Here is an 18,428-nt window from a genome sequence, read left to right on the forward strand (position 1 = left end):
GGTGCACGTGGACCCGCGGATGGTTCACCGCCTGCTGCAGCCCCATGCCGCCGTTCGTGAAGCCCGCGACCACCTGGGCGACGGCCGTGGAGATCCGGTCCGCGCCGGGCGAGCCGATCGCCAGCGCCGCACCGTCGCGGTGGTGCGCGACCGTGGGCGCCATGTTCGACAGCAGGCGCGTGCCCGGCTCCAGCCCGTGCAGGCCGCGGGGGTTGAGCTCCTGCTCCCCCAGGCAGTTGTTGAGCCAGATGCCGGTGCCCCGCGCGATCATCCCCGAGCCGTAGCCCGACGAGACCGTGACCGAGCAGGCTCCGCCGTCGCCGTCCGTCGCCGAGACGTGCGCGGTCGAGCCCGCCGACCGCACCTCGTCGTCCACCGACGCCAGGTAGGCCAGCGCGTCGGCCACCAGGTCGTGGCTGTGGTCGAGCACGTCGAGCCGGTGGCCCAGCACGGCGCGCTGCACCTCGACGAGGCGGGCGACGTCGGCCTCGGACCAGCGGCCGTCGACCACGGCGTGCGGTGTGCCGTCGAGCAGGCGCAGCATCGCCGCGACGCACACGCCACCCACCGCCGGCGTGGGGTTGGTGCCGAGCGTCCAGTCCCCCAGCTCCACCCGCAGCGCCGGACGCACGACCGGGCGGTACGCCGCGAGGTCCTCGCGGCCCAGCAGGCCACCGCGGGCCTGCACGTCGTCACAGATCAGTCGAGCCAGGTCGCCCGTGTGGAGCGCCGACGCACCGTCGGCCGCGATGACCTCGAGCGTCGCGGCCAGGTCGGGCACCACCACCAGGTCGGTCGTGACGGCACCGGAGGCGTCGTGCACGCAGGCCCGGCTCTGCTCGTCCCACCCGAAGATGTCGTCGTGCACGTACTCCAGGTAGTACCGCGACGCCGACCCCAGCCGGAACCCGCCGCGCGCGACGTCGACGGCGGGCGCCACGATCTCGCGCCACGGCACCGACCCCCAGCGCGCGTGCGTCTCCTCGAAGGCCGCCACGGCGCCGTGCGCGGCCACCGAGCCCGGCCCGATCGTGACCGTCACGCCGCCGCCGTAGTCCGTGCGGACGTCCCAGGTCCCGGTGTCGGGATCGGTTTCGGTGTCGGGCCGTGCCGGCGTCGAGGGGCCGGACCGTGAGCCGCGGCCCGGCATGTCCATCCACCCGTCGACGGTGACCGGCGCGGACCCGTCGGCCGGCTGGACCGTGACGAACCCGCCCGAGCTGAGCGAGACGATGCCGACCTCGTTGACCATGGTCACGAGCGCGGCGGCGAGGGCGGCGTCGACCGCGTTCCCACCGGCCAGGGCCACCTGCTCCCCCGCGTCGGCCGCCGCCTCGTTGGGTGCGGCGATCGCGACGTCAGGCATGGACGCAGGCTAGTCTCCCGCGCCCCGACCCCGCGATCCGACGGGTCGATGACGATCGGGAGCGAGGAGGACGTCACGATCCCGTCGAATCGCGTCGTGGGGGCGGCCGCCGGTAGAGTTGGTCGCGGTGTGCCGGGAAGTCTGGTCGGCGTCAGTTCATCGACCCCATTGGAGATCGTGACCCCATGACCACCCCCCGCCGTCGCCTGCTCACCCGCGGTTCCTGGCTCGAGACCCAACGCATCGGCGAGCTGGTGCGCGCCGAGACCTTCGGCGGTGCGCTGCTGATGATCGCGGCGATCCTCGCGCTCATCGCGGCCAACACCACCGACACCTACGCCCAGGTCCGCGACACGGTGATCGGTCCCGCGTCGCTGCACCTCGACCTCTCCATCGGCGCGTGGGCCGCCGACGGCCTGCTGGCGATCTTCTTCTTCGTCGTCGGCCTCGAGCTCAAGCGCGAGTTCGTCGCCGGCGACCTGCGCGACCCCTCGCGGGCCGCCGTCCCGATCGTTGCCGCCATCGGTGGCATGGCCACGCCTGCGCTGATCTACGTGGCGATCAACAGCATCAACGACGCCGGCCGACCGGTCGGCTGGGCCATCCCGGCCGCCACCGACATCGCCTTCGCCATCGCCGTGCTCGCCGTCGTCGGCTCGTTCCTGCCCACCGGCCTGCGCCTGTTCCTGCTCACGCTGGCGATCGTCGACGACCTCCTGGCCATCACGATCATCGCGATCTTCTACACGTCCGACCTCGACGCGATCTGGCTGCTGCTCGCCCTGCTGCCCATCGCGGCGTTCGGCGCCCTCGTGCAGCAGCGCATCCGCTCGCCCTGGCTGCTGATCCCGCTCGCGGTCACCGCCTGGGCCCTCGTCCACGCCTCCGGGGTGCACGCCACCGTCGCCGGCGTGCTGCTCGGCTTCACCGTCCCGGTCCTGCGTCGCGACGGCCAGGAGGGCCCGGGCCTCGCCGAGCACCTCGAGGAGATCGTGCGGCCGCTGTCCTCGACCGTGGCCGTCCCGGTCTTCGCGTTCTTCTCCGCAGGCGTGGCGATCGAGGGCGCCTCCGGGTTCGTCGAGGCGCTGCGGGACCCGGTGACCCTGGGCATCATCGCCGGGCTCGTGATCGGCAAGCCGCTCGGCGTCCTCCTCTTCACCTGGCTCATGGCCCGGTTCACGAAGGCCGAGCTGGACGACGACCTGGAGTGGATCGACCTCGTCGGCGTCGGGCTGCTCGCGGGCATCGGGTTCACCGTCGCGCTGCTCGTGGGCGAGCTGGCGTTCGGTGTCGGCAGCGAGTCCGACGAGCACGTGAAGGTCGGCGTGCTGCTCGGCTCGCTCACGTCGGCCCTGCTCGCCGTGGTGGTGCTGCGCCTGCGCAACCGCACGTACCGGCTCATCCACGAGCGGGAGACCCGCGACGACGACGCCGACGGCATCCCCGACGTCTACCAGGGCTGAGACGCGGGCGTCAGGACGCCGGCACGAGGGGCCGCGACCACGCACGCTCGACGTCGAGCTGGCCGGTGCGGGCGAACAGCTGCACCTGCTGCGTGGTGGCGAGTGCCCCGGCCAGGTCCGCGAGGTCGGCCGGCACGAAGCCGAGGCCCTGCCAGAACGGACCGGACCGGCGGCTGAACAGCCAGGCCGTGGTGGCGCCGGACTCGGCGGCCCGGTCGAGAGCGAATCGCGCCAGTCGGGTCCCGTGGCCGCCGGAACGACGCTCGGGGGCCACGGCGACGCTGCGGACCAGCACGTGCGCCCCGTCGTCGCCTGCCTCGTAGCCGGTGCTCCCGACCACGGCGCCGTCGACGTCGCGCTCGATCCAGCAGCGCAGGCCTGGGGCGTCGAGCCCGGCGACCGTCAGGTCGGCGTCGCGGAGGAAGCGAGCGAGGTCCGGCACGTCAGCGGCACGCACCGGCACGAGCACCGTGGTCAGTCCCCGTCGGGCTCGTTGTCGAGCGAGCTCCAGTCGCCGTCGGACTCGAGCGTGCGGCTGCCGTTCTCGGTGGACACGACGATCGAGCCGTTGCGGCCGACGATCTCGTAGAGCGTGGAGCCCTTCTCGCCGACGAACGCGTCGTTGCCCGGGTCGTAGTCGCCGGCCATGTCGACGACGTCGTCGCCCGCGGGCTTCACGACCACACGGAACCGCTCGCCCGAGGAGTTCCGCCCGCACACGGACGCCTTGGAGCCGTCGGTGGTGGTGGTCTTGTAGAGGATCACCGGGTAGGTGCCGCCGCAGCCAAGGTCGAGTCCCGACGCCTCCTGCTGGCGCACGTTGACCACGCGGGTCCCGCAGTCGGGCAGCAGGCTGTCCTGCTCGACGCCCTCGACGTTGAACTGGGTGTCGGCGTCCTCGCAGCTCGTAGTGGCCGACTCGGTGGGGTTCGGGGTCCCGGTCGGCGACGGCGAGGCCGAGGGGCTGCTCGTGGCCTCCGGCTCAGAGCTGGGTGAGGCGAGCGGCTCGGCGTCGTCGCCTCCACCGCCGATGAGGGCCCAGCCGCCGAGGCCGGCGAGCACCACGAGGACCAGGCCGACGAGGACCAGCCTCAGCTTGGGGTTCACGCGCGGCACCTCCCGAGATCGACAGCCGGTCCGGGATCGACGACCAGCACAGCCCTCGACACTAGCAACACGTCCCGATGGAGTGGGGTCGGACGCGTCCGTGGTGAGATCGGGGCATGGAACCGGCGCAGCTCTCCCACCGCTACCTCGAGGCACTCGAGGCCGGCGACCTCGCCGGCGTCCTGGCGCTGTTCGCCCCCGGCGCGACGGTGGTCTCGCCCCTGTACGGCACCCTCCCGGCGACCGAGTTCTACCCGCTCCTGCTCGCCGACACCGGGCAGTCGCGGCTGACGCTGCGGACGACGATGACCGGCGAGGTCGACGGCCGCACCGTCGTGAGCCTGTGGTTCGACTTCGACTGGACCCTGGCCAGCGGCGAGCCCGCACCCTTCACCGTGGTCGACGTGGCAGAGCTCGACGCGGACGGACGGATCGATCGGCTGCACATCGTGTACGACACCGCCCCGATCCGCGCGGCCTTCGACCGTCAGCGCGGCGCCGGACCGGCCTGAGCAGCCCGAGCTTCCCGGTCACGTCACGCGCGGGTCGCGAGAATCGCTCCGTGCGACCGGGCGGGGCGATCGGTTCGCGACTCGGTGTGCGTGACGGCGAAGCCGGCCCCCTCGACCTCGGACGACAAGAGGTCGACGGGCCAGTAGTAGGCCGTGGTGATCGCGTGCTCGAACGGTTCCAGCGTCGGCCCGGTGAAGAACCCCAGCGCGAGACCGCCGCCGGGCCGGATGCACCGGGCGAGCTCGGTCAGGGCTGCGCCGATCTGCTCGGGGGCAGTGTGGATCAGTGAGTACCACGCGAGCACACCGCCGAGCGAACCGTCGTCGACGCCCAGGGATTCGGCTCGCCCGACCCGGTAGCGCTGGTCGGGGTAGGCGGTCTGCGCCCTCTCGATCAGCTCGGGCACGGGATCGACGCCCTCGACATCCGTGCCGAGTCCGGCGAGATGGTGCGTCCACTGTCCGGGGCCGCAGCCGACGTCGAGCACAGGCCCCTCGATGCGGCGGGCCCATCTCTCGACGAGTGCCAGGTCGGGGGCGGCCACGTGCTCGATCCGGCCGACCGCCTCGACGTACTCGTCCGCTCTCGCTCCGTACGAACCACGGACGGACTCGAGTGACATGTCCCCAACCTCTCGCACCGGACGACCGTCCACGCGACGGGTGCTCGCAGGTCAGCCCGCCCGGCTCACTCCCACTCGATGGTGCCCGGCGGCTTGCTGGTGATGTCGAGGACGACGCGGTTGACGTCCTCCACCTCGTTGGTGATGCGGGTGGAGATCCGCTCGAGCACCTCGTAGGGCAGGCGGCTCCAGTCGGCGGTCATCGCGTCCTCGCTGGAGACGGGGCGCAGCACGATCGGGTGGCCGTAGGTGCGGCCGTCGCCCTGCACGCCCACCGAGCGGACGTCTGCGAGCAGCACCACCGGGAACTGCCAGATGTCACCGTCGAGCCCGGCCGCCGAGGTCTCCTCGCGCACGATCGCGTCGGCCCGACGCAGGATCGCGAGCCGCTCGGCGTCGACCGCGCCGACGATGCGGATCGCGAGGCCGGGACCGGGGAACGGGTGCCGGCCGACGATGGCCTCGGGGATGCCGAGCTGGCGGCCCACCTCGCGCACCTCGTCCTTGAAGAGTGTCCGCAGCGGCTCCACCAGCGAGAACTCGAGGTCCTCGGGCAGGCCGCCGACGTTGTGGTGGCTCTTGATGTTGGCCGCACCCTCGCCGCCACCGGACTCGACGACGTCGGGGTAGAGCGTGCCCTGCACCAGGAACTTGACCGGCGGGCCCGGGGTGGCCAGCACCTCCCGCTCGGCCTCCTCGAACACGCGGATGAACTCGCGGCCGATGATCTTGCGCTTGGTCTCGGGGTCGCTCACCCCCGCCAGGTGGCCGAGGAACCGGTCCTTCGCGTCGACGACCTTGAGGTCGACCCCCGTGGCCTCGACGTAGTCGCGCTCGACCTGCTCGGCCTCGCCCTCGCGCAGCAGCCCGTGGTCGACGAAGACGGCGGTGAGCCGGTCGCCCACCGCGCGCTGGACCAGAGCGGTCGAGACGGCCGAGTCGACGCCGCCGGACAGTGCCGAGATGACCCGGGCGTCGCCGACCTCGGAGCGGATCTTCTCGACCTGCTCCTCGACGATGTTGACGCTGGTCCACGTCTGGCGGCAACCGGCGATGTCGACGAGGAACCGCTCCAGCACCTGCTGGCCGTGCTCGGAGTGCAGGACCTCGGGGTGCCACTGCACCCCGGCCAGTCGGCGGTCGGTGTTCTCGAACGCCGCCACCGTCGCCCGCGGGGAGCGCGCGTTGACGGTGAAGCCGTCGGGTGCGCCGACGACCTCGTCGCCGTGCGACATCCACGAGGTGATGGGGCCGGGCAGTCCCTGGAGCAGGGTCCCGGGGTCGAGCACCTCGACCGAGGTGCGTCCGTACTCACGCTGGCCGGTGCGGGCGACGTCGCCGCCGAGCGCCGCGGCCATGGCCATGAAGCCGTAGCAGATGCCGAAGACCGGCACGTCGGACTCCACCATGGTCGGGTCGAGCTGGGGGGCGCCCGGCTCGTACACCGACGACGGGCCGCCCGAGAGGATGATCGCGGCCGGCTTGCGGGCGAGGATCTCCTCGACGGGCATCGTGTGCGGCACGATCTCGGAGTAGACGCGCGCCTCGCGGACCCGCCTCGCGATCAGCTGCGCGTACTGGGCGCCGTAGTCGACGACGAGGACGAGGTCGTGGTCTGGAGTCACCCCGTCATCGTATCGGTCGAAATATTTCTCCAGACCCTCGTAACCCCCTCTGGGGAGCGTCGTTGATCAGGACGGATCTCACTACACTCCCTCCCGTGAGATCCACCGTGCCCGCTCCTCGTGGCACATACAGGACCCGGCCCGTGAGCTCCCTCCAGGCCGGGTCCTGTGCTGTCCGGCACTCCCCCGCCCCAGCGCCGTAGATTGGCTGCGATGTCCGTCCTCGAGATCGTCCTCTCCGTCACCTGCGCCGCGCTGGCCGTGTCGCTCGTCGTGGCCTGGGGCCTGCTGCTCGGCGCACGCCGCCGCATCGCGCAGCTGAAGCGGGCGATCCGGACCGAACGGCCGCGCATCCGGCTGGTGCCCACGCCGTCCGACGCCGTCCGCACCGTCGTCGGCACCGCGATCAGCCTGAAGGACAAGGGCTTCAGCGGAACGCTGCGCAGCTCGATCGACGACCTCGCCCGCTGGGCCGACGTGGAGCGTCCCGACCTCGCCCGCATGGCCTCGCGCGACGGGACCGTGGCGATCCTGTTCTCCGACATCGAGGGCTCGACTGCCCTCAACCACGCCCTGGGCGACCGCGGCTGGGTGCAGCTGCTCTCGCGGCACGACGCTGTCGTCAACCGGGCCGTCAGCCGCAACGGCGGCTACGTCATCAAGACCCAGGGCGACGGATTCATGGTGGCGTTCACCGACGCCGCGCAGGCGGTGGCCGCCGCGGCCGAGGTGCAGCGTCGGATCACCCGTGCGCGGCCCGGGTCACGCCTGAGCGGGGTGGCGGTGCGGATCGGCGTGCACCAGGGCTCGGCGGTGCACCGCGACGGCGACCTGTTCGGCCGCAACGTCGCCTACGCGGCACGCGTGGCGGCCCAGGCCGAGGGCGGCGAGGTGCTCGTGAGCGATGGTGCGCTCGAGTCGCTGGAGGAGACCCACGGCGAGGACAGGCCCGCCGTGCTGGAGAGCCGCGAGGTCGACCTCAAGGGGATCCCGGGCACGCAGGTCGTCCACGCGATCGACTGGAAGGTCTGAGCGCGAGCGCTCGGCCCCCCGCTCGGCCGGTGCGGATTCCACCGTCTCAGCGCTGAGACGGTGGAATCCGCACCGCGCGGGGCGTGGCCGCCCGATTCGGTGGAGAACTCACCGCTCGGGGGGGATCAGTCGAGGCGCTCGGTGGCCTTCTGCTGCAGCTTGGAGGCGAAGTTCGGGTCGTGGTCGAGCAGCTCGGCCACGTCGGAGTCGGTCAGGTGCAGGGCCTTGACGGGCGTCTTCGCCACGACGGTCGCGTTGCGCAGCTTGCCGTTGACCAGGGCCATCTCACCGATCACGTCGCCGGCCTCCAGCTCGGCGATCGGCTGCTTCTGGCGCCGCACCTCCATCGTCCCCTCGAGGATGATGTACGCCTTGTCGGCGGGGGTGTTCTCGATCATGACCGCCCAGCCCTCGGGGATGTTGACCGGACGACCGACGCCGGCGAGCTTCTCGACGGTCTCGGCGTCGAAGTCGGTGACGCGCGTCAGTGCGTCGATGGTCTCGCGGTCTGCCTTGCGTGCCATGGCTTCCTCTCGGTCGTGCGACACCGGGGTGGGAGGGCGCCGCAACTCGTCCAACGACTCGAGCGGAGGGAGGACACGCCGCGGCATGCTGACGGTACGCTGCCGCACGTCCCCACCGCCAGCCCTGGAAGGTCCGACGTGGACGATCGTCCCTCCCGCTCGGCCACCCGGTCCCGGCGTGCCTTCGGGTCGGTGCTGCTCGGTCCGGCCGAGCAGGACCCCAGCCGGCTGAGGTTCCGCATCCAGCTGCTGCTCACCCTCTTCCTGGTGAGCACCAACGTCATCGGTGCCGGCATCGTCTTCGTGCTCTCGGTCTTCGTGGTGCCCAGCCCCGCGCCCACGCGGGACATGGCGTACGCGCTCGCCGTGGCCGTGCCCTGCTACGTCGGGCTCGCGGTGCTCGTCGGCGCCACCTGGGGCACGTCGGCCACGCTCAAGGCGCAGCGGTGGGCCATCGAGGGACGTGAGCCCGGGCCCAAGGACCGACGCCGCGCGCTGCGCGCCCCCCGCATGTTGACCCTGCTGCAGGCCGCGCTCTGGATCCTCGCGACCATCCTGTTCACGGTGCTCTCGCTGGTCGTGCAGGAGGAGCGCGCCCTGTCGACCGGTCTCACGGTCGGCATCGCCTCCATCGTCGTCACGACCATCGCCTACCTGCTCGCGGAGTTCGCGATGCGGCCCGTGGCCGCACGCGCCCTCAGCGGCGCGGTCATGAAGAAGCCGCGCGGGCTCGGCGCCGCCACCCGGGTCCTCATGTTCTGGTGGCTCGGCACGGGCGCACCCGTCGTGGGCCTGGTCGTGGTGGGCATCCTGGCCCTCTCCACCGACCAGCTGACGCTCAGCGAGCTGGCCGTCGTCGCCCTCGTGCTCGGCAGCGTCGTGCTCTGCTTCGGCTTCTTCGTCATGTGGTTGACGGCGCGCGCCGTCGTGCAGCCGATCACGGGGGTCACCGCGGCGATGCGCGAGGTGGAGCGCGGCGAGTTCGGCACCACCATCGAGGTGTTCGACGGCTCCGAGCTCGGCATGCTGCAGTCCGGCTTCAACCAGATGTCCACGGGCCTGCTCGAGCGGGAGCGGCTGCGCGACGCCTTCGGGCGGCACGTGGGACGCGACGTGGCCGAGGCTGCTCTCGGGGAGATCCGGCTGGGCGGTGAGACCCGCGAGGTCTCGGTGCTGTTCACCGACCTCGTCGGCTCCACCACGTACGCCGAGCAGCGCGACCCCGACGAGGTCGTGGGCATGCTCAACGACTACTTCGGCGTGATCATCGCCGAGGTCGACGCCCACGGCGGTCTCGTCAACAAGTTCATGGGCGACGCGGTGCTGGCGGTCTTCGGCGCACCGCGCCCGCTCGACGACCACCCCGGGCAGGCCCTCGCGGCCGCTCGTCGCATCGGGGAACGGCTCGAGACCGAGCTCGTCGGCGTCCGCGCCGGGATCGGGGTGGCCACCGGCCGCGCCGTCGCAGGCTACGTCGGCGACGAGTCCCGCTACGAGTTCACCGTCATCGGCGACGCGGTCAACGCCGCGTCGCGCCTCACCGAGCTGGCCAAGGACGTCGACGGCGGGGTGCTGGCCGACCTGCAGGCCGTCGAGGCGGCCGGCTCCGAGGAGTCGGCACACTGGGCGTCGCACGGCAGCACCGTGCTCCGCGGCCGCTCCGACGAGACGCGGACCGCGGTGCCGCGGCGCACCTCGTCCACGTCCTGAGGCCACGAGCCGGCCACGCCTGTCCCACGATTCCCATCAGCTGATGGGAATCCCCCACCCACCTGCGGGTGCAACCCGTGGTGAGTGAGGGGAAGCCATGGTGGGCTCACGATTCCCATCACCTGATGGGAATCGTGAGCCGACGGCCGAAGCCTCAGCTGACCCCGACGATGGGCAGCCGGAGGGCGCCGGGGGCGTCGTCGGGGACCACGGGGCTCTTGGGTGCGATCGGCTCCATGGACCGGAAGCCCTCGCCCACGGCGGGCCGGACGTCGGTCTCGCCACGGTTGGGCCAGTAGGCCATGGCCCGCTCGGCCTGGGCCGTGATGGTCAGCGACGGGTTGACGCCCAGGTTCGCGCTGATCGCGGAGCCGTCGACCACGTGCAGGCCCTCGTACCCGTACAGGCGGTGGTACGGGTCGATGACGCCCGTCTCGGGCGAGTCGCCGATGCAGGCGCCGCCCATGAAGTGCGCCGTGAGCGGCACGTTGAACGGCTCGCCGATGGTGCCGCCGGGGGTGCCCCCCATGTGCTCGGCCATGCGCTGCACCGCCACGTGCCCGGGCTCGATGAACGCCGGGTTGGGCGCACCGTGGCCCTGGCGCGACGTGAGCACCTTGCGGCCGAGCAGGTTGCGCTTCGTGTACGTGGTGATCGAGTTGTCGTGCGTCTGCATGACGAGCGCGATGATGGTGCGCTCGGACCAGTGCCGCAGGTCGTACAGCTTGAACAGGTTGCGCTTCTGGTTCCACATCTCCTTGAGCCAGGTCTTCCAGCGCTTCGTCGGCAGGCTGCCGTCGGTGAGGACGGTCTGCAGCAGCGACATCGCGTTGGAGCCGCGGCCGTAGCGGCACGGCTCGATGTGGGTGTACTCGTCGGGGTGGAACGAGGAGGTGATCGCCACGCCCTCGGAGTAGTCGATGTCCTTGCCGTCGGAGATCGAGCCCAGGAGCGCCTCGGAGTTGGTGCGCGTGAGCAGGCCCAGGCGATCGGAGACCTTCGGCAGCACGCCGCGGTCCTTCATGCGGTGCAGCAGCTTCTGGGTGCCCATCGAGCTGGCGGCGAAGATCACCTGCTCGGCGGTGATGACCTTGTGCTTGCGGAAGCGCTTGTTGGTGCCACGGGTCTCGACGGCGTAGCCCCCGCCGGGCAGCGGCGTGACCGACACGACGGTCGTCAGGGCCTGGATCTCGGCGCCGTTCTGCTCGGCCAGGTGCAGGTAGTTCTTGACGAGCGTGTTCTTGGCGTTGTGCCGGCACCCCGTCATGCACTCACCGCAGTTGATGCAGGCGTTGCGGTCGGGTCCGGCGCCGCCGAAGTACGGGTCGGCGACCTTCGCGCCGGGCTCGTCGCCGAACAGCACGCCGACGGGCGTGTGGTGGAACGTGCCCTCCACGCCCATGTCGGCCGCGACCTTCTTGATGATCCGGTCGGCCGGGGTCTCGAAGGGGTAGGTGGCCACGCCGAGCATCCGCTTGGCCTGGTCGTAGTACGGCGCCAGCTCGGCCTTCCAGTCGGCGATGTGGCCCCAGGCGGGGTCCTTGTAGAACGGGTCGAGCGGCTCGTAGAGCGTGTTGGCGTACACGAGCGACCCGCCGCCCACGCCGGCACCGGAGAGGATGAGGACGTCCTTGAGCTTGTCGATGCGCTGGATCCCGTAGCAGCCCAGCTGCGGCATCCAGAGGAACTTGCGCAGCCGCCAGGACGTCTTGGCGAAGTCCTCGTCGCGGAAGCGCTTGCCGGCCTCGAGCACCGCGACCTTGTAGCCCTTCTCGGTCAGGCGGAGCGCGGACACGCTGCCGCCGAAGCCTGAGCCGATGACGATGACGTCGTGGTCGAATGCCATGGGATACCTCTCGTCGTGCTGCGGGGTCGTGCTGGGTGGGGTCGTGCGGGAGCGAGACGCTGCGGTGTCGTGCTGGGGGGGTCGTGCTGGGGGTCAGGCGCGCCGGGTGCGTCGCAGCACCTTGAGGCCGAGCGTGAGGGCCCGAGCGTAGGTCTTGGCGGGGACGAACGCAGGGCCGGCCATCGGCACGGCGCGCTGGACGGCCACCGACTGCGGCTCGGTGTAGCGCAGGATGCCCTCGGCGCCCTGGCGGCGGCCCACGCCCGAGCTGCGCATGCCGCCCATGGGGGCGTCGATGCTGCCGAACGTGGCGGCGAAGCCCTCGTTGATGTTGACCGTGCCGGCCTTGATGCGCGGCGCGACGAGGCGCGCCTGGCGGACCGGGCCGAAGATGCTCGCGTTCAGGCCGTACTCGCCGGCGTTGGCGAGCGCGATCGCGTCCTCGACGGTGCGGTAGCGGTACAGCGAGACGAGCGGGCCGAACGTCTCCTCGGCGAAGCAGGCGGCCGCCTCGGTGACGCCCTCGAGGACGGTGGGCTCGTAGAAGTAGGGGCCGAGGTCGGGCCGGGCCCGCCCACCGGCGAGGACGGTCGCGCCGTTGGCGACGGCGTCGTCGACGTGCTTGGTGACGGTCTCGACCTGGCTCTGGGAGATGAGCGAGCCCATGTCGGCGTCCCAGTCGAAGCTGGCGCCGAGGCTGAGCGCGCGCACTCGCCGCACGAAGGCGTCGCGGAAGGAGTCGTAGAGCGCCTCGGGCACGTAGATGCGCTCGATGGACACGCACAGCTGGCCCGCCGAGGAGAAGGCGGCGTTGACGGCGCCGGCCGCGGCGCGCTCGACGTCGGCACCGGGAAGCACGATCATCGGGTTCTTGCCGCCGAGCTCGAGCGAGCAGCTGACCAGCCGCTCGGCGGCCTGCTTGGCCACGAGGGTGCCGGTGGCGGTGGAGCCCGTGAAGCAGATGTAGTCGGCGCGCTCGATGATCGCGGTCCCGACGACGGAGCCGGCCCCGCTGACGACCTGCCAGACGTCGGTGGGGATGCCCGCGCGGCGCAGCAGCTCCACGCCGGCGAGCGCGATCAGCGGGCTCTGGCTGTCGGGCTTGTGCACCACGGCGTTGCCGGCGGCGACGGCGGGCAGACCGTCGGCGATGGCCATGGTCAGGGGGTAGTTCCAGGGGCTGATGACGCCCACGACCCCCTTCGGCACCTGGTTCACGTGCACGCTCGTGAGCCCGGGCAGGGCGCCGTTGCGCCGACGCGTGCGCAGCTGGCTGCGCAGGCGCCGGGCGTAGAACCGGGCGGTGAGCGCCAGGTGGGCCACCTCGTCGAAGGCGTGCGCACGGGCCTTGCCGGACTCCAGCTGGATGAGGTCGAGCAGCTCGTCCTGGTGGGCGAGCACCAGGTCGTGCAGGCGCAGCAGCGCGGCCGACCGGGCCTCGAGCGGCGTGCGGGCCCAGCGCTCCTGGGCGATGCGGGCGGCGTCGAACGCGGCCTCGACGTCGTCGATCGAGGAGACGGGGATCTCCGCGACGGCCTCGCCCGTGAGCGGCGTGCGGGTGGTGCGGGTCTCGCCGCTCGTGCTGCGGATGAGGGCGGTGAGGCTCGTGACGCGGGAGGCGGGGACGACGCTGGCGGCGGACATGCTGCTCAGGATACCGCCGGTATGTGGAACGCGACAGGGCTTGTGTCACATCGGGGACGTCACACGTCAGCCGAGCAGGCCCTCGCCCCAGAACCCCTTCGCCCCGAGTCCGGGCGGGCACGCGAACAACCCGGAGCTGCGGTGCACGATGTACTCGTTGAGCGCGTCGTTGGTGCTGCCCGCGAGGGTGCGCTGGATGCGCACGAACTGCTCGGGCGAGCGCTGGAAGCTGATGAAGAACAGCCCCGCCGCCAGCTGGCCCAGACCGTCGGTCCCGTTCACGAAGTTGTAGCCGCGGCGCAGGATCTTGGCGCCGCCGTTGGAGTCGGGGTGCGCCATCCGCACGTGCGAGAGGGTGGGGATGGCCGGCTCGCCGTCGGCGCCCTTGGCGGCCAGGTCGATCGCGGCGTGCTCGTCGCCGCCCGACAGCGGTCCGCCCGACCCCTTGGCCCGGCCGATGATCGCCTCCTGACCGGCCAGCGGCTCGCGGTCCCACGTCTCGATGCGCATGTCGATGCGTCGGGCCACCAGGTAGGACCCGCCCACCAGCCAGTCCGGTCCGTCGGACTCCTGCACCCACACGACGTCGTCGACGTCGCGGTCCTCGGACTTGACGTTGGCCGTCCCGTCCTTGAACCCGAAGAGGTTGCGCGGCGTCACCTGGGCGGCCGAGGTGGACGACGTGCGTCCGAAGCCCAGCTGGGTGTAGCGGACCGACGCCCGACCGAAGGCGATGCGCACGAGGTTGCGGACCGCGTGCACGGCCACCTGCGGGTCGTTCGCACACGCCTGGATGGCGATGTCGCCACCGGTGAGCGCCGGGTCGAGCCGGTCGCCGGAGAAGGCCGGCAGGTCGACGAGCTCGTCGGGCCGTCGACCGTCGAGGCCGAACCGGGCCTTCCCGTCGCGCTCGAAGAGGCTGGGGCCGAAGCCGATCGTGAGGGTCAGGCCCGACGCGGGCAAACCCAACGCCTCCCCGGTGTCCTCCGGCGGGGCGAGCGGGGTCCCGGCGACCGCGCCGTACACCCCGACCTCGTTGCCCTGCGTGAGGCGGCGCGCGGCCTGCGTCCACTCCTTCAGCAGCGACACCAGCTCGTCACGGCTCTCGGTGGTCACGTCGAGCACCACGAAGTGCAGACGGTCCTGGGCCGGGGTGAGGATCCCCGCCTGGTGCCGGCCCTCGAACGCGACCGGGACCGCGTCGGGGTCGGGCGCGACCGGCTCGTCGCGGGTGGCGGCCACCGCGTAGCCACCGGCGGCCCCCGCAGCGAGCGCGCCGACCCCGGCCGCCCCCAGCAGAGAACGACGGGAGACACCGCTGCGCTCGGTCACGACGGCCATCCTGCCGTGCTCGAGCCCGTGGGGCAGGTGGTCACGCCGAGGCGGCCACGACGGCCGCGACCTTGCTGATCGGCTCGCTCAGGGCCGCGACGGCGTCGGAGAGCTTCTTGACCTGTGCCTTCGTGAGCGTGTCGTAGCCGACCCACTCGCCGGTGTCGGCGTCCTGGTGCTGGTCGAGCTCGGTGTCGAGCGCCTCGAAGCGCTGGTCGATGAGCGTCACCAGCTCGGGGTCGGCCTTCTCCAGCACGGGGCGCAGGGCCGCGATGGCCGCCTGGGACCCCTCGATGTTGGCCTTGAAGTCCCACAGGTCGGTGTGGCTGAACTCGTCCTCCTCACCGGTGATCTTGCCGGTGGCGACCTCGTCGAGCAGACCCTTCGAGCCCTGGGCCAGCTGCAGCGCGGTGAGCGGCTGCTCCTTGCTGAGCTCGACGACCTTCTTCACGTTGGCGAGCAGCTCGTCGGCGTAGGGGTCCATGCCCTTGGTGTCGCCCTCGACCCACAGCTGCTTCTCGATGCGGTGCCACCCGGTGAAGTCGCGACCCTCGGCCTTCGCGTCGGGCTCACGACCGTCGGTGATCGGGTCGAGGTCGCCGAAGATCTCGGCGACGGGCTCGATGCGCTCCCAGTAGGTGCGGGCCCGCGGGAACAGCGCCTTGGCCTCGTCGACCTCGCCGGCCTTGACGGCGTCGACGAACTCGGTGGTCTTGTCGATGAGGGCGCCGGTCTGGCTCTCGACGTAGCGCTCGTAGCTCGCGGCGGCGGCCTTGAGCTCCTCGGAGTCCGACAGGTCCTTCGCCGGCGCGCCCGTCACGGACAGCGTCTGGCGGATGCCGTCGCCGACCATGCCCGGCTTGCAGGCGCCCTCGTACGAGCCCTTCGGCAGGTCGACGACCAGGTCCCGCGACAGGCCGGGGCCGACGTTCTCGACCTCGCCCATGATGCGGTCGCCCTCGGCGTAAACGTAGAACTCGGTGACCTTGGAGCCCTTGTTGGTCACCTGGAAGGTGGTCGGGCCGGCGTCGAGCTTCGTGGCGGACACCTCGCATGAGGAGTCCGATGCGGCGACGGCGACGGTCCCGTCGCCCGCGGCCGGCTTCTCGGCGCAGGCGCCGAGCAGGGAGAGGGAGACGGCCACCAGGCCGGTGGCGGCGAGACTGCGGTGCATGAGGATCCTTCGGGAACGGGCGTCCAGGTGAGGACAGCCTCACCATGGTAGTCCCGCACCCGTTCCCCCACGCAACGATCCGGAGTGTGACGTGCGCCGGCCGCTCACCCGCCCCCTCGACCCGCCCCCTCGACCCGCCCCCTATCGGTGGATCCTCAACCGCAAGGCTGCCGCTGCGGTTGAGGATCCACCGATGGGGGGCAGGGGGGGCACGCGGCCGACGGATCTTCACACGATCTCCAGGTCGCTCCCCCACACCGGGACGCGCAGCGAACCTAGGGTCGGGTCCATGACCGCCGAAGCCCGTCGCACCATCCTCGTCGTCGAGGACGAGCCGCTCATCAACCAGATGGTGACCGACCGCCTGCGCGCCGAGGGCCACGACGTGGTCCAGGCGCACGACGGGCCGGGGGCCGTGGTCGCGTTCGAGGAGCACGACCCCGACCTGGTCGTGCTGGACCTCATGCTCCCCGGGTTCGACGGGCTGGAGGTGTGCCGACGCGTGCAGGCCCTGCGTCCGGTCCCCGTGCTGATGCTCACCGCACGCGACGACGAGACCGACGTGCTCGTGGGCCTCGGCGTCGGCGCCGACGACTACGTGACCAAGCCGTTCCGCCAGCGTGAGCTGGTGGCCCGCGTCCACGCCCTCCTGCGCCGCGTCGACCGGGCCGCCGAGCTGGTCGCGCAGGCAGCGCCGACGCGCACCGTCGGCTCGCTCGCCGTCGACGGCGCCACGCGTCGGGTGAGGGTCGACGGTGCCGACGTGCACCTCACGCCGCTGGAGTTCGACCTCCTCACGGCACTCGCCGCCGAGCCCGGGTCGGTGCGCAGCCGCGAGGAGCTCATGCAGGAGGTGTGGGGCTGGTCCGACGCCTCGGGCACCCGCACGCTCGACAGCCACGTGAAGGCCCTGCGCGCCAAGATCGGCGCCGACCGGGTGCGCACGGTGCACGGCGTCGGGTACGCCCTGGAGGAACGATGAGCCCCCGACCTCCCAGCACGAGTCCGACCAGCACTGGACCGACGGGCGCTCGACCGACGGGCGGCGCGCGTCCGCTCGACGCGGTCGGCTCGATCAAGGCCAAGCTGGGCCTGCTCGTCGGCGCGAGCACGGTGGTCGCCGCACTCCTCGCCCAGATCGGCGACCGGGCCGGCCTGCCCGTCTGGGTCTCCCTGCCGGTCACGGTGGGGGCCGCGCTGCTCGTGACGCAGTGGCTCGCCCGCGGCATGACCTCGCCGCTTCGCACCATGACCGACGCCACCGCGCACATGTCGGCGGGCGACTACGGCGTCCGTGTCGGCGTGACGTCCGACGACGAGGTCGGCCGGCTCGCCCGCGCGTTCGACGCGATGGCCGCCGCGCTGGAGTCGACCGACCGCGAGCGCCGCCAGCTGGTCGCGACCGTGGCGCACGAGCTGCGCACCCCGCTCACCGCGCAGCGGGCGCTGCTGGAGAACCTGGCCGACGGCGTCGTCCAGCCCGACGACGCGGCGCTCGGCGCCGCGCTGCACCAGGCGGAGCGCCTGAGCGACCTGGTGGCCGACCTGCTCGACCTGTCGCGGATCGACGCGGGTGTGGCGCCGCTGCGCCTCGAGGACGTCGACGTCGAGTCGCTCGTGCGGTCCGTCGTCGACGAGAGCCCCGACCGGGGGCGCGACACGTCCGTGACCGTGGAGGTGTCGCCGACGGGTCTCGCCGTCCGCGCCGATCCCGGTCGACTCGCCCAGGTGGTGGCGAACCTGGTCGACAACGCCGTCCGGCACAGCCCGACCGGGCGCTCGGTCCGGGTGAGCGCCTCGGCCGAGGACGGCCGGTGGCACCTCGACGTCCGCGACGAGGGCCCGGGCATCCCGTCCGACCTCGAGGACCGCGTCTTCGAGCGGTTCGGCACCGGCCCCGACGCAGGGGGTGGCACCGGCCTCGGGCTCGCGATCACCCGCTGGGTCTGCGAGCTGCACGGCGGCACCGTCGACGTCGTGCCCTCCACCGCGGGAGCGCACTTGCGCGCCACCCTGCCGCGCGACCCCCGTCCCACGCCCCGTCCGACCGCCGCCCAGGCATCGACCCTCCCGACGATCGACCCGAGGAGCACCCCCATGACCACGAGCACCCCTCCCCAGCGCCCAGGCACGACCGCACCGGCGCCGGACGTCGCGGTACCACCCTCCACCGGGCGAGCCGACGACCTGCTGGCCCGCCTGTGGCCCGAGCGCGCGCTGCCCCCGCAGGTGCCGCTGCTCCTCGCCTCGGCCGGCGTGGGCGTGCTCGGCTCCCTGCTGATCGTCGACCAGCCGATCGGCGTCGGCTCCCTGCTGCTCGCCCTCGCCGTCGCTGCCGTCGTGCTGACGGCGGCACGCGGTCGCTCCCGCGGTTCCGCCGACCCGTTCACGGTCGTGGGCGTGGCACTCGGGGTCGCCCTCGCCTCGATGACGGTGCTGCGCGCGAGTGAGTGGGTCGGGCTCCTCGGGG

Annotated in this window: 16 protein-coding genes; 6 read left to right on the plus strand and 10 right to left on the minus strand. The window is 72.2% G+C overall.

The genetic code is table 11. The features are described from left to right. On the minus strand, positions 1-1,366 hold a 1,366-nt coding region (locus tag ASF38_RS02720; protein ID WP_082480291.1), incomplete at its 3' end, for a gamma-glutamyltransferase. Between the two features lie 185 nt (positions 1,367-1,551). Here ASF38_RS02720 and nhaA point away from each other — a divergent pair. Continuing rightward, positions 1,552-2,829, plus strand: coding sequence for a Na+/H+ antiporter NhaA (nhaA, locus tag ASF38_RS02725; protein ID WP_056573480.1), 1,278 nt, complete (start codon positions 1,552-1,554; stop codon positions 2,827-2,829). 10 nt (positions 2,830-2,839) lie between these two features. Here nhaA and ASF38_RS02730 read toward each other — a convergent pair whose 3' ends face one another. Together ASF38_RS02730 and ASF38_RS02735 are read right to left on the minus strand one after the other, a co-directional pair. Continuing rightward, the gene (locus ASF38_RS02730) at positions 2,840-3,286 is read right to left on the minus strand and encodes a GNAT family N-acetyltransferase (RefSeq protein WP_156366756.1); all 447 of its coding nucleotides are present in this window, start codon (positions 3,284-3,286) and stop codon (positions 2,840-2,842) included. A 17-nt stretch (positions 3,287-3,303) separates the two neighbouring features. Beyond that, positions 3,304-3,936, minus strand: a complete 633-nt coding sequence (locus ASF38_RS02735; protein WP_156366757.1) for a hypothetical protein — start codon at positions 3,934-3,936, stop codon at positions 3,304-3,306. Positions 3,937-4,052: 116 nt separating this feature from the next. On the opposite strand from ASF38_RS02735, the gene ASF38_RS02740 reads away from it, so the two are divergent. Then, positions 4,053-4,448: a nuclear transport factor 2 family protein gene (locus ASF38_RS02740; RefSeq protein ID WP_056557170.1), complete on the plus strand. Its 396-nt coding sequence runs from the start codon at positions 4,053-4,055 to the stop codon at positions 4,446-4,448. A gap of 23 nt (positions 4,449-4,471) precedes the next feature. Here the strand turns inward: ASF38_RS02740 and ASF38_RS02745 are convergent, their stop codons facing one another. Both ASF38_RS02745 and guaA read right to left on the minus strand, forming a co-directional pair. Further along, entirely contained in the window at positions 4,472-4,993 is a 522-nt protein-coding gene (locus ASF38_RS02745) for a class I SAM-dependent methyltransferase (RefSeq protein WP_235497356.1), read from the minus strand. A gap of 143 nt (positions 4,994-5,136) precedes the next feature. After that, positions 5,137-6,696, minus strand: a complete 1,560-nt coding sequence (gene guaA / locus ASF38_RS02750) for a glutamine-hydrolyzing GMP synthase (RefSeq protein ID WP_056556165.1) — start codon at positions 6,694-6,696, stop codon at positions 5,137-5,139. Positions 6,697-6,909: 213 nt separating this feature from the next. On the opposite strand from guaA, the gene ASF38_RS02755 reads away from it, so the two are divergent. Next, positions 6,910-7,728, plus strand: coding sequence for an adenylate/guanylate cyclase domain-containing protein (locus ASF38_RS02755; RefSeq protein ID WP_056573488.1), 819 nt, complete (start codon positions 6,910-6,912; stop codon positions 7,726-7,728). Positions 7,729-7,853: 125 nt separating this feature from the next. Here the strand turns inward: ASF38_RS02755 and ASF38_RS02760 are convergent, their stop codons facing one another. Further along, positions 7,854-8,252 (minus strand): cyclic nucleotide-binding domain-containing protein, encoded by a 399-nt coding sequence (locus ASF38_RS02760; RefSeq protein WP_055963666.1) that lies wholly within the window; start codon positions 8,250-8,252, stop codon positions 7,854-7,856. Between the two features lie 138 nt (positions 8,253-8,390). On the opposite strand from ASF38_RS02760, the gene ASF38_RS02765 reads away from it, so the two are divergent. Beyond that, a complete protein-coding gene (locus ASF38_RS02765; RefSeq protein WP_056573491.1) occupies positions 8,391-9,962 on the plus strand; it encodes an adenylate/guanylate cyclase domain-containing protein in 1,572 nt (523 codons plus the stop codon). A gap of 154 nt (positions 9,963-10,116) precedes the next feature. Here the strand turns inward: ASF38_RS02765 and ASF38_RS02770 are convergent, their stop codons facing one another. From ASF38_RS02770 to efeO, 4 genes are all read right to left on the minus strand, one after another. Then, complete coding sequence (locus ASF38_RS02770; protein WP_056573494.1) at positions 10,117-11,808, minus strand: GMC oxidoreductase; 1,692 nt, start codon at positions 11,806-11,808, stop codon at positions 10,117-10,119. A gap of 93 nt (positions 11,809-11,901) precedes the next feature. Then, positions 11,902-13,452 carry a succinic semialdehyde dehydrogenase gene (locus tag ASF38_RS02775; protein ID WP_055963658.1) on the minus strand — a complete coding sequence of 517 codons (1,551 nt, stop codon included), beginning with the start codon at positions 13,450-13,452 and terminating at the stop codon, positions 11,902-11,904. A 66-nt stretch (positions 13,453-13,518) separates the two neighbouring features. Next, a complete protein-coding gene (gene efeB, locus ASF38_RS02780) occupies positions 13,519-14,793 on the minus strand; it encodes an iron uptake transporter deferrochelatase/peroxidase subunit (protein WP_056573496.1) in 1,275 nt (424 codons plus the stop codon). Positions 14,794-14,824: 31 nt separating this feature from the next. Then, entirely contained in the window at positions 14,825-15,958 is a 1,134-nt protein-coding gene (efeO, locus tag ASF38_RS02785; RefSeq protein ID WP_056573499.1) for an iron uptake system protein EfeO, read from the minus strand. 289 nt (positions 15,959-16,247) lie between these two features. On the opposite strand from efeO, the gene ASF38_RS02790 reads away from it, so the two are divergent. Together ASF38_RS02790 and ASF38_RS18270 are read left to right on the plus strand one after the other, a co-directional pair. After that, positions 16,248-16,940, plus strand: coding sequence for a response regulator transcription factor (locus ASF38_RS02790; protein ID WP_056573502.1), 693 nt, complete (start codon positions 16,248-16,250; stop codon positions 16,938-16,940). Further along, positions 16,937-18,428 (plus strand): cell wall metabolism sensor histidine kinase WalK (locus ASF38_RS18270; RefSeq protein WP_200914377.1); only part of this gene is annotated, 1,492 nt, incomplete at its 3' end. The genes ASF38_RS02790 and ASF38_RS18270, both read left to right, overlap by 4 nt.

The organism is Aeromicrobium sp. Leaf272, from assembly GCF_001422865.1.
Taxonomy (GTDB): Bacteria; Actinomycetota; Actinomycetes; order Propionibacteriales; family Nocardioidaceae; genus Aeromicrobium.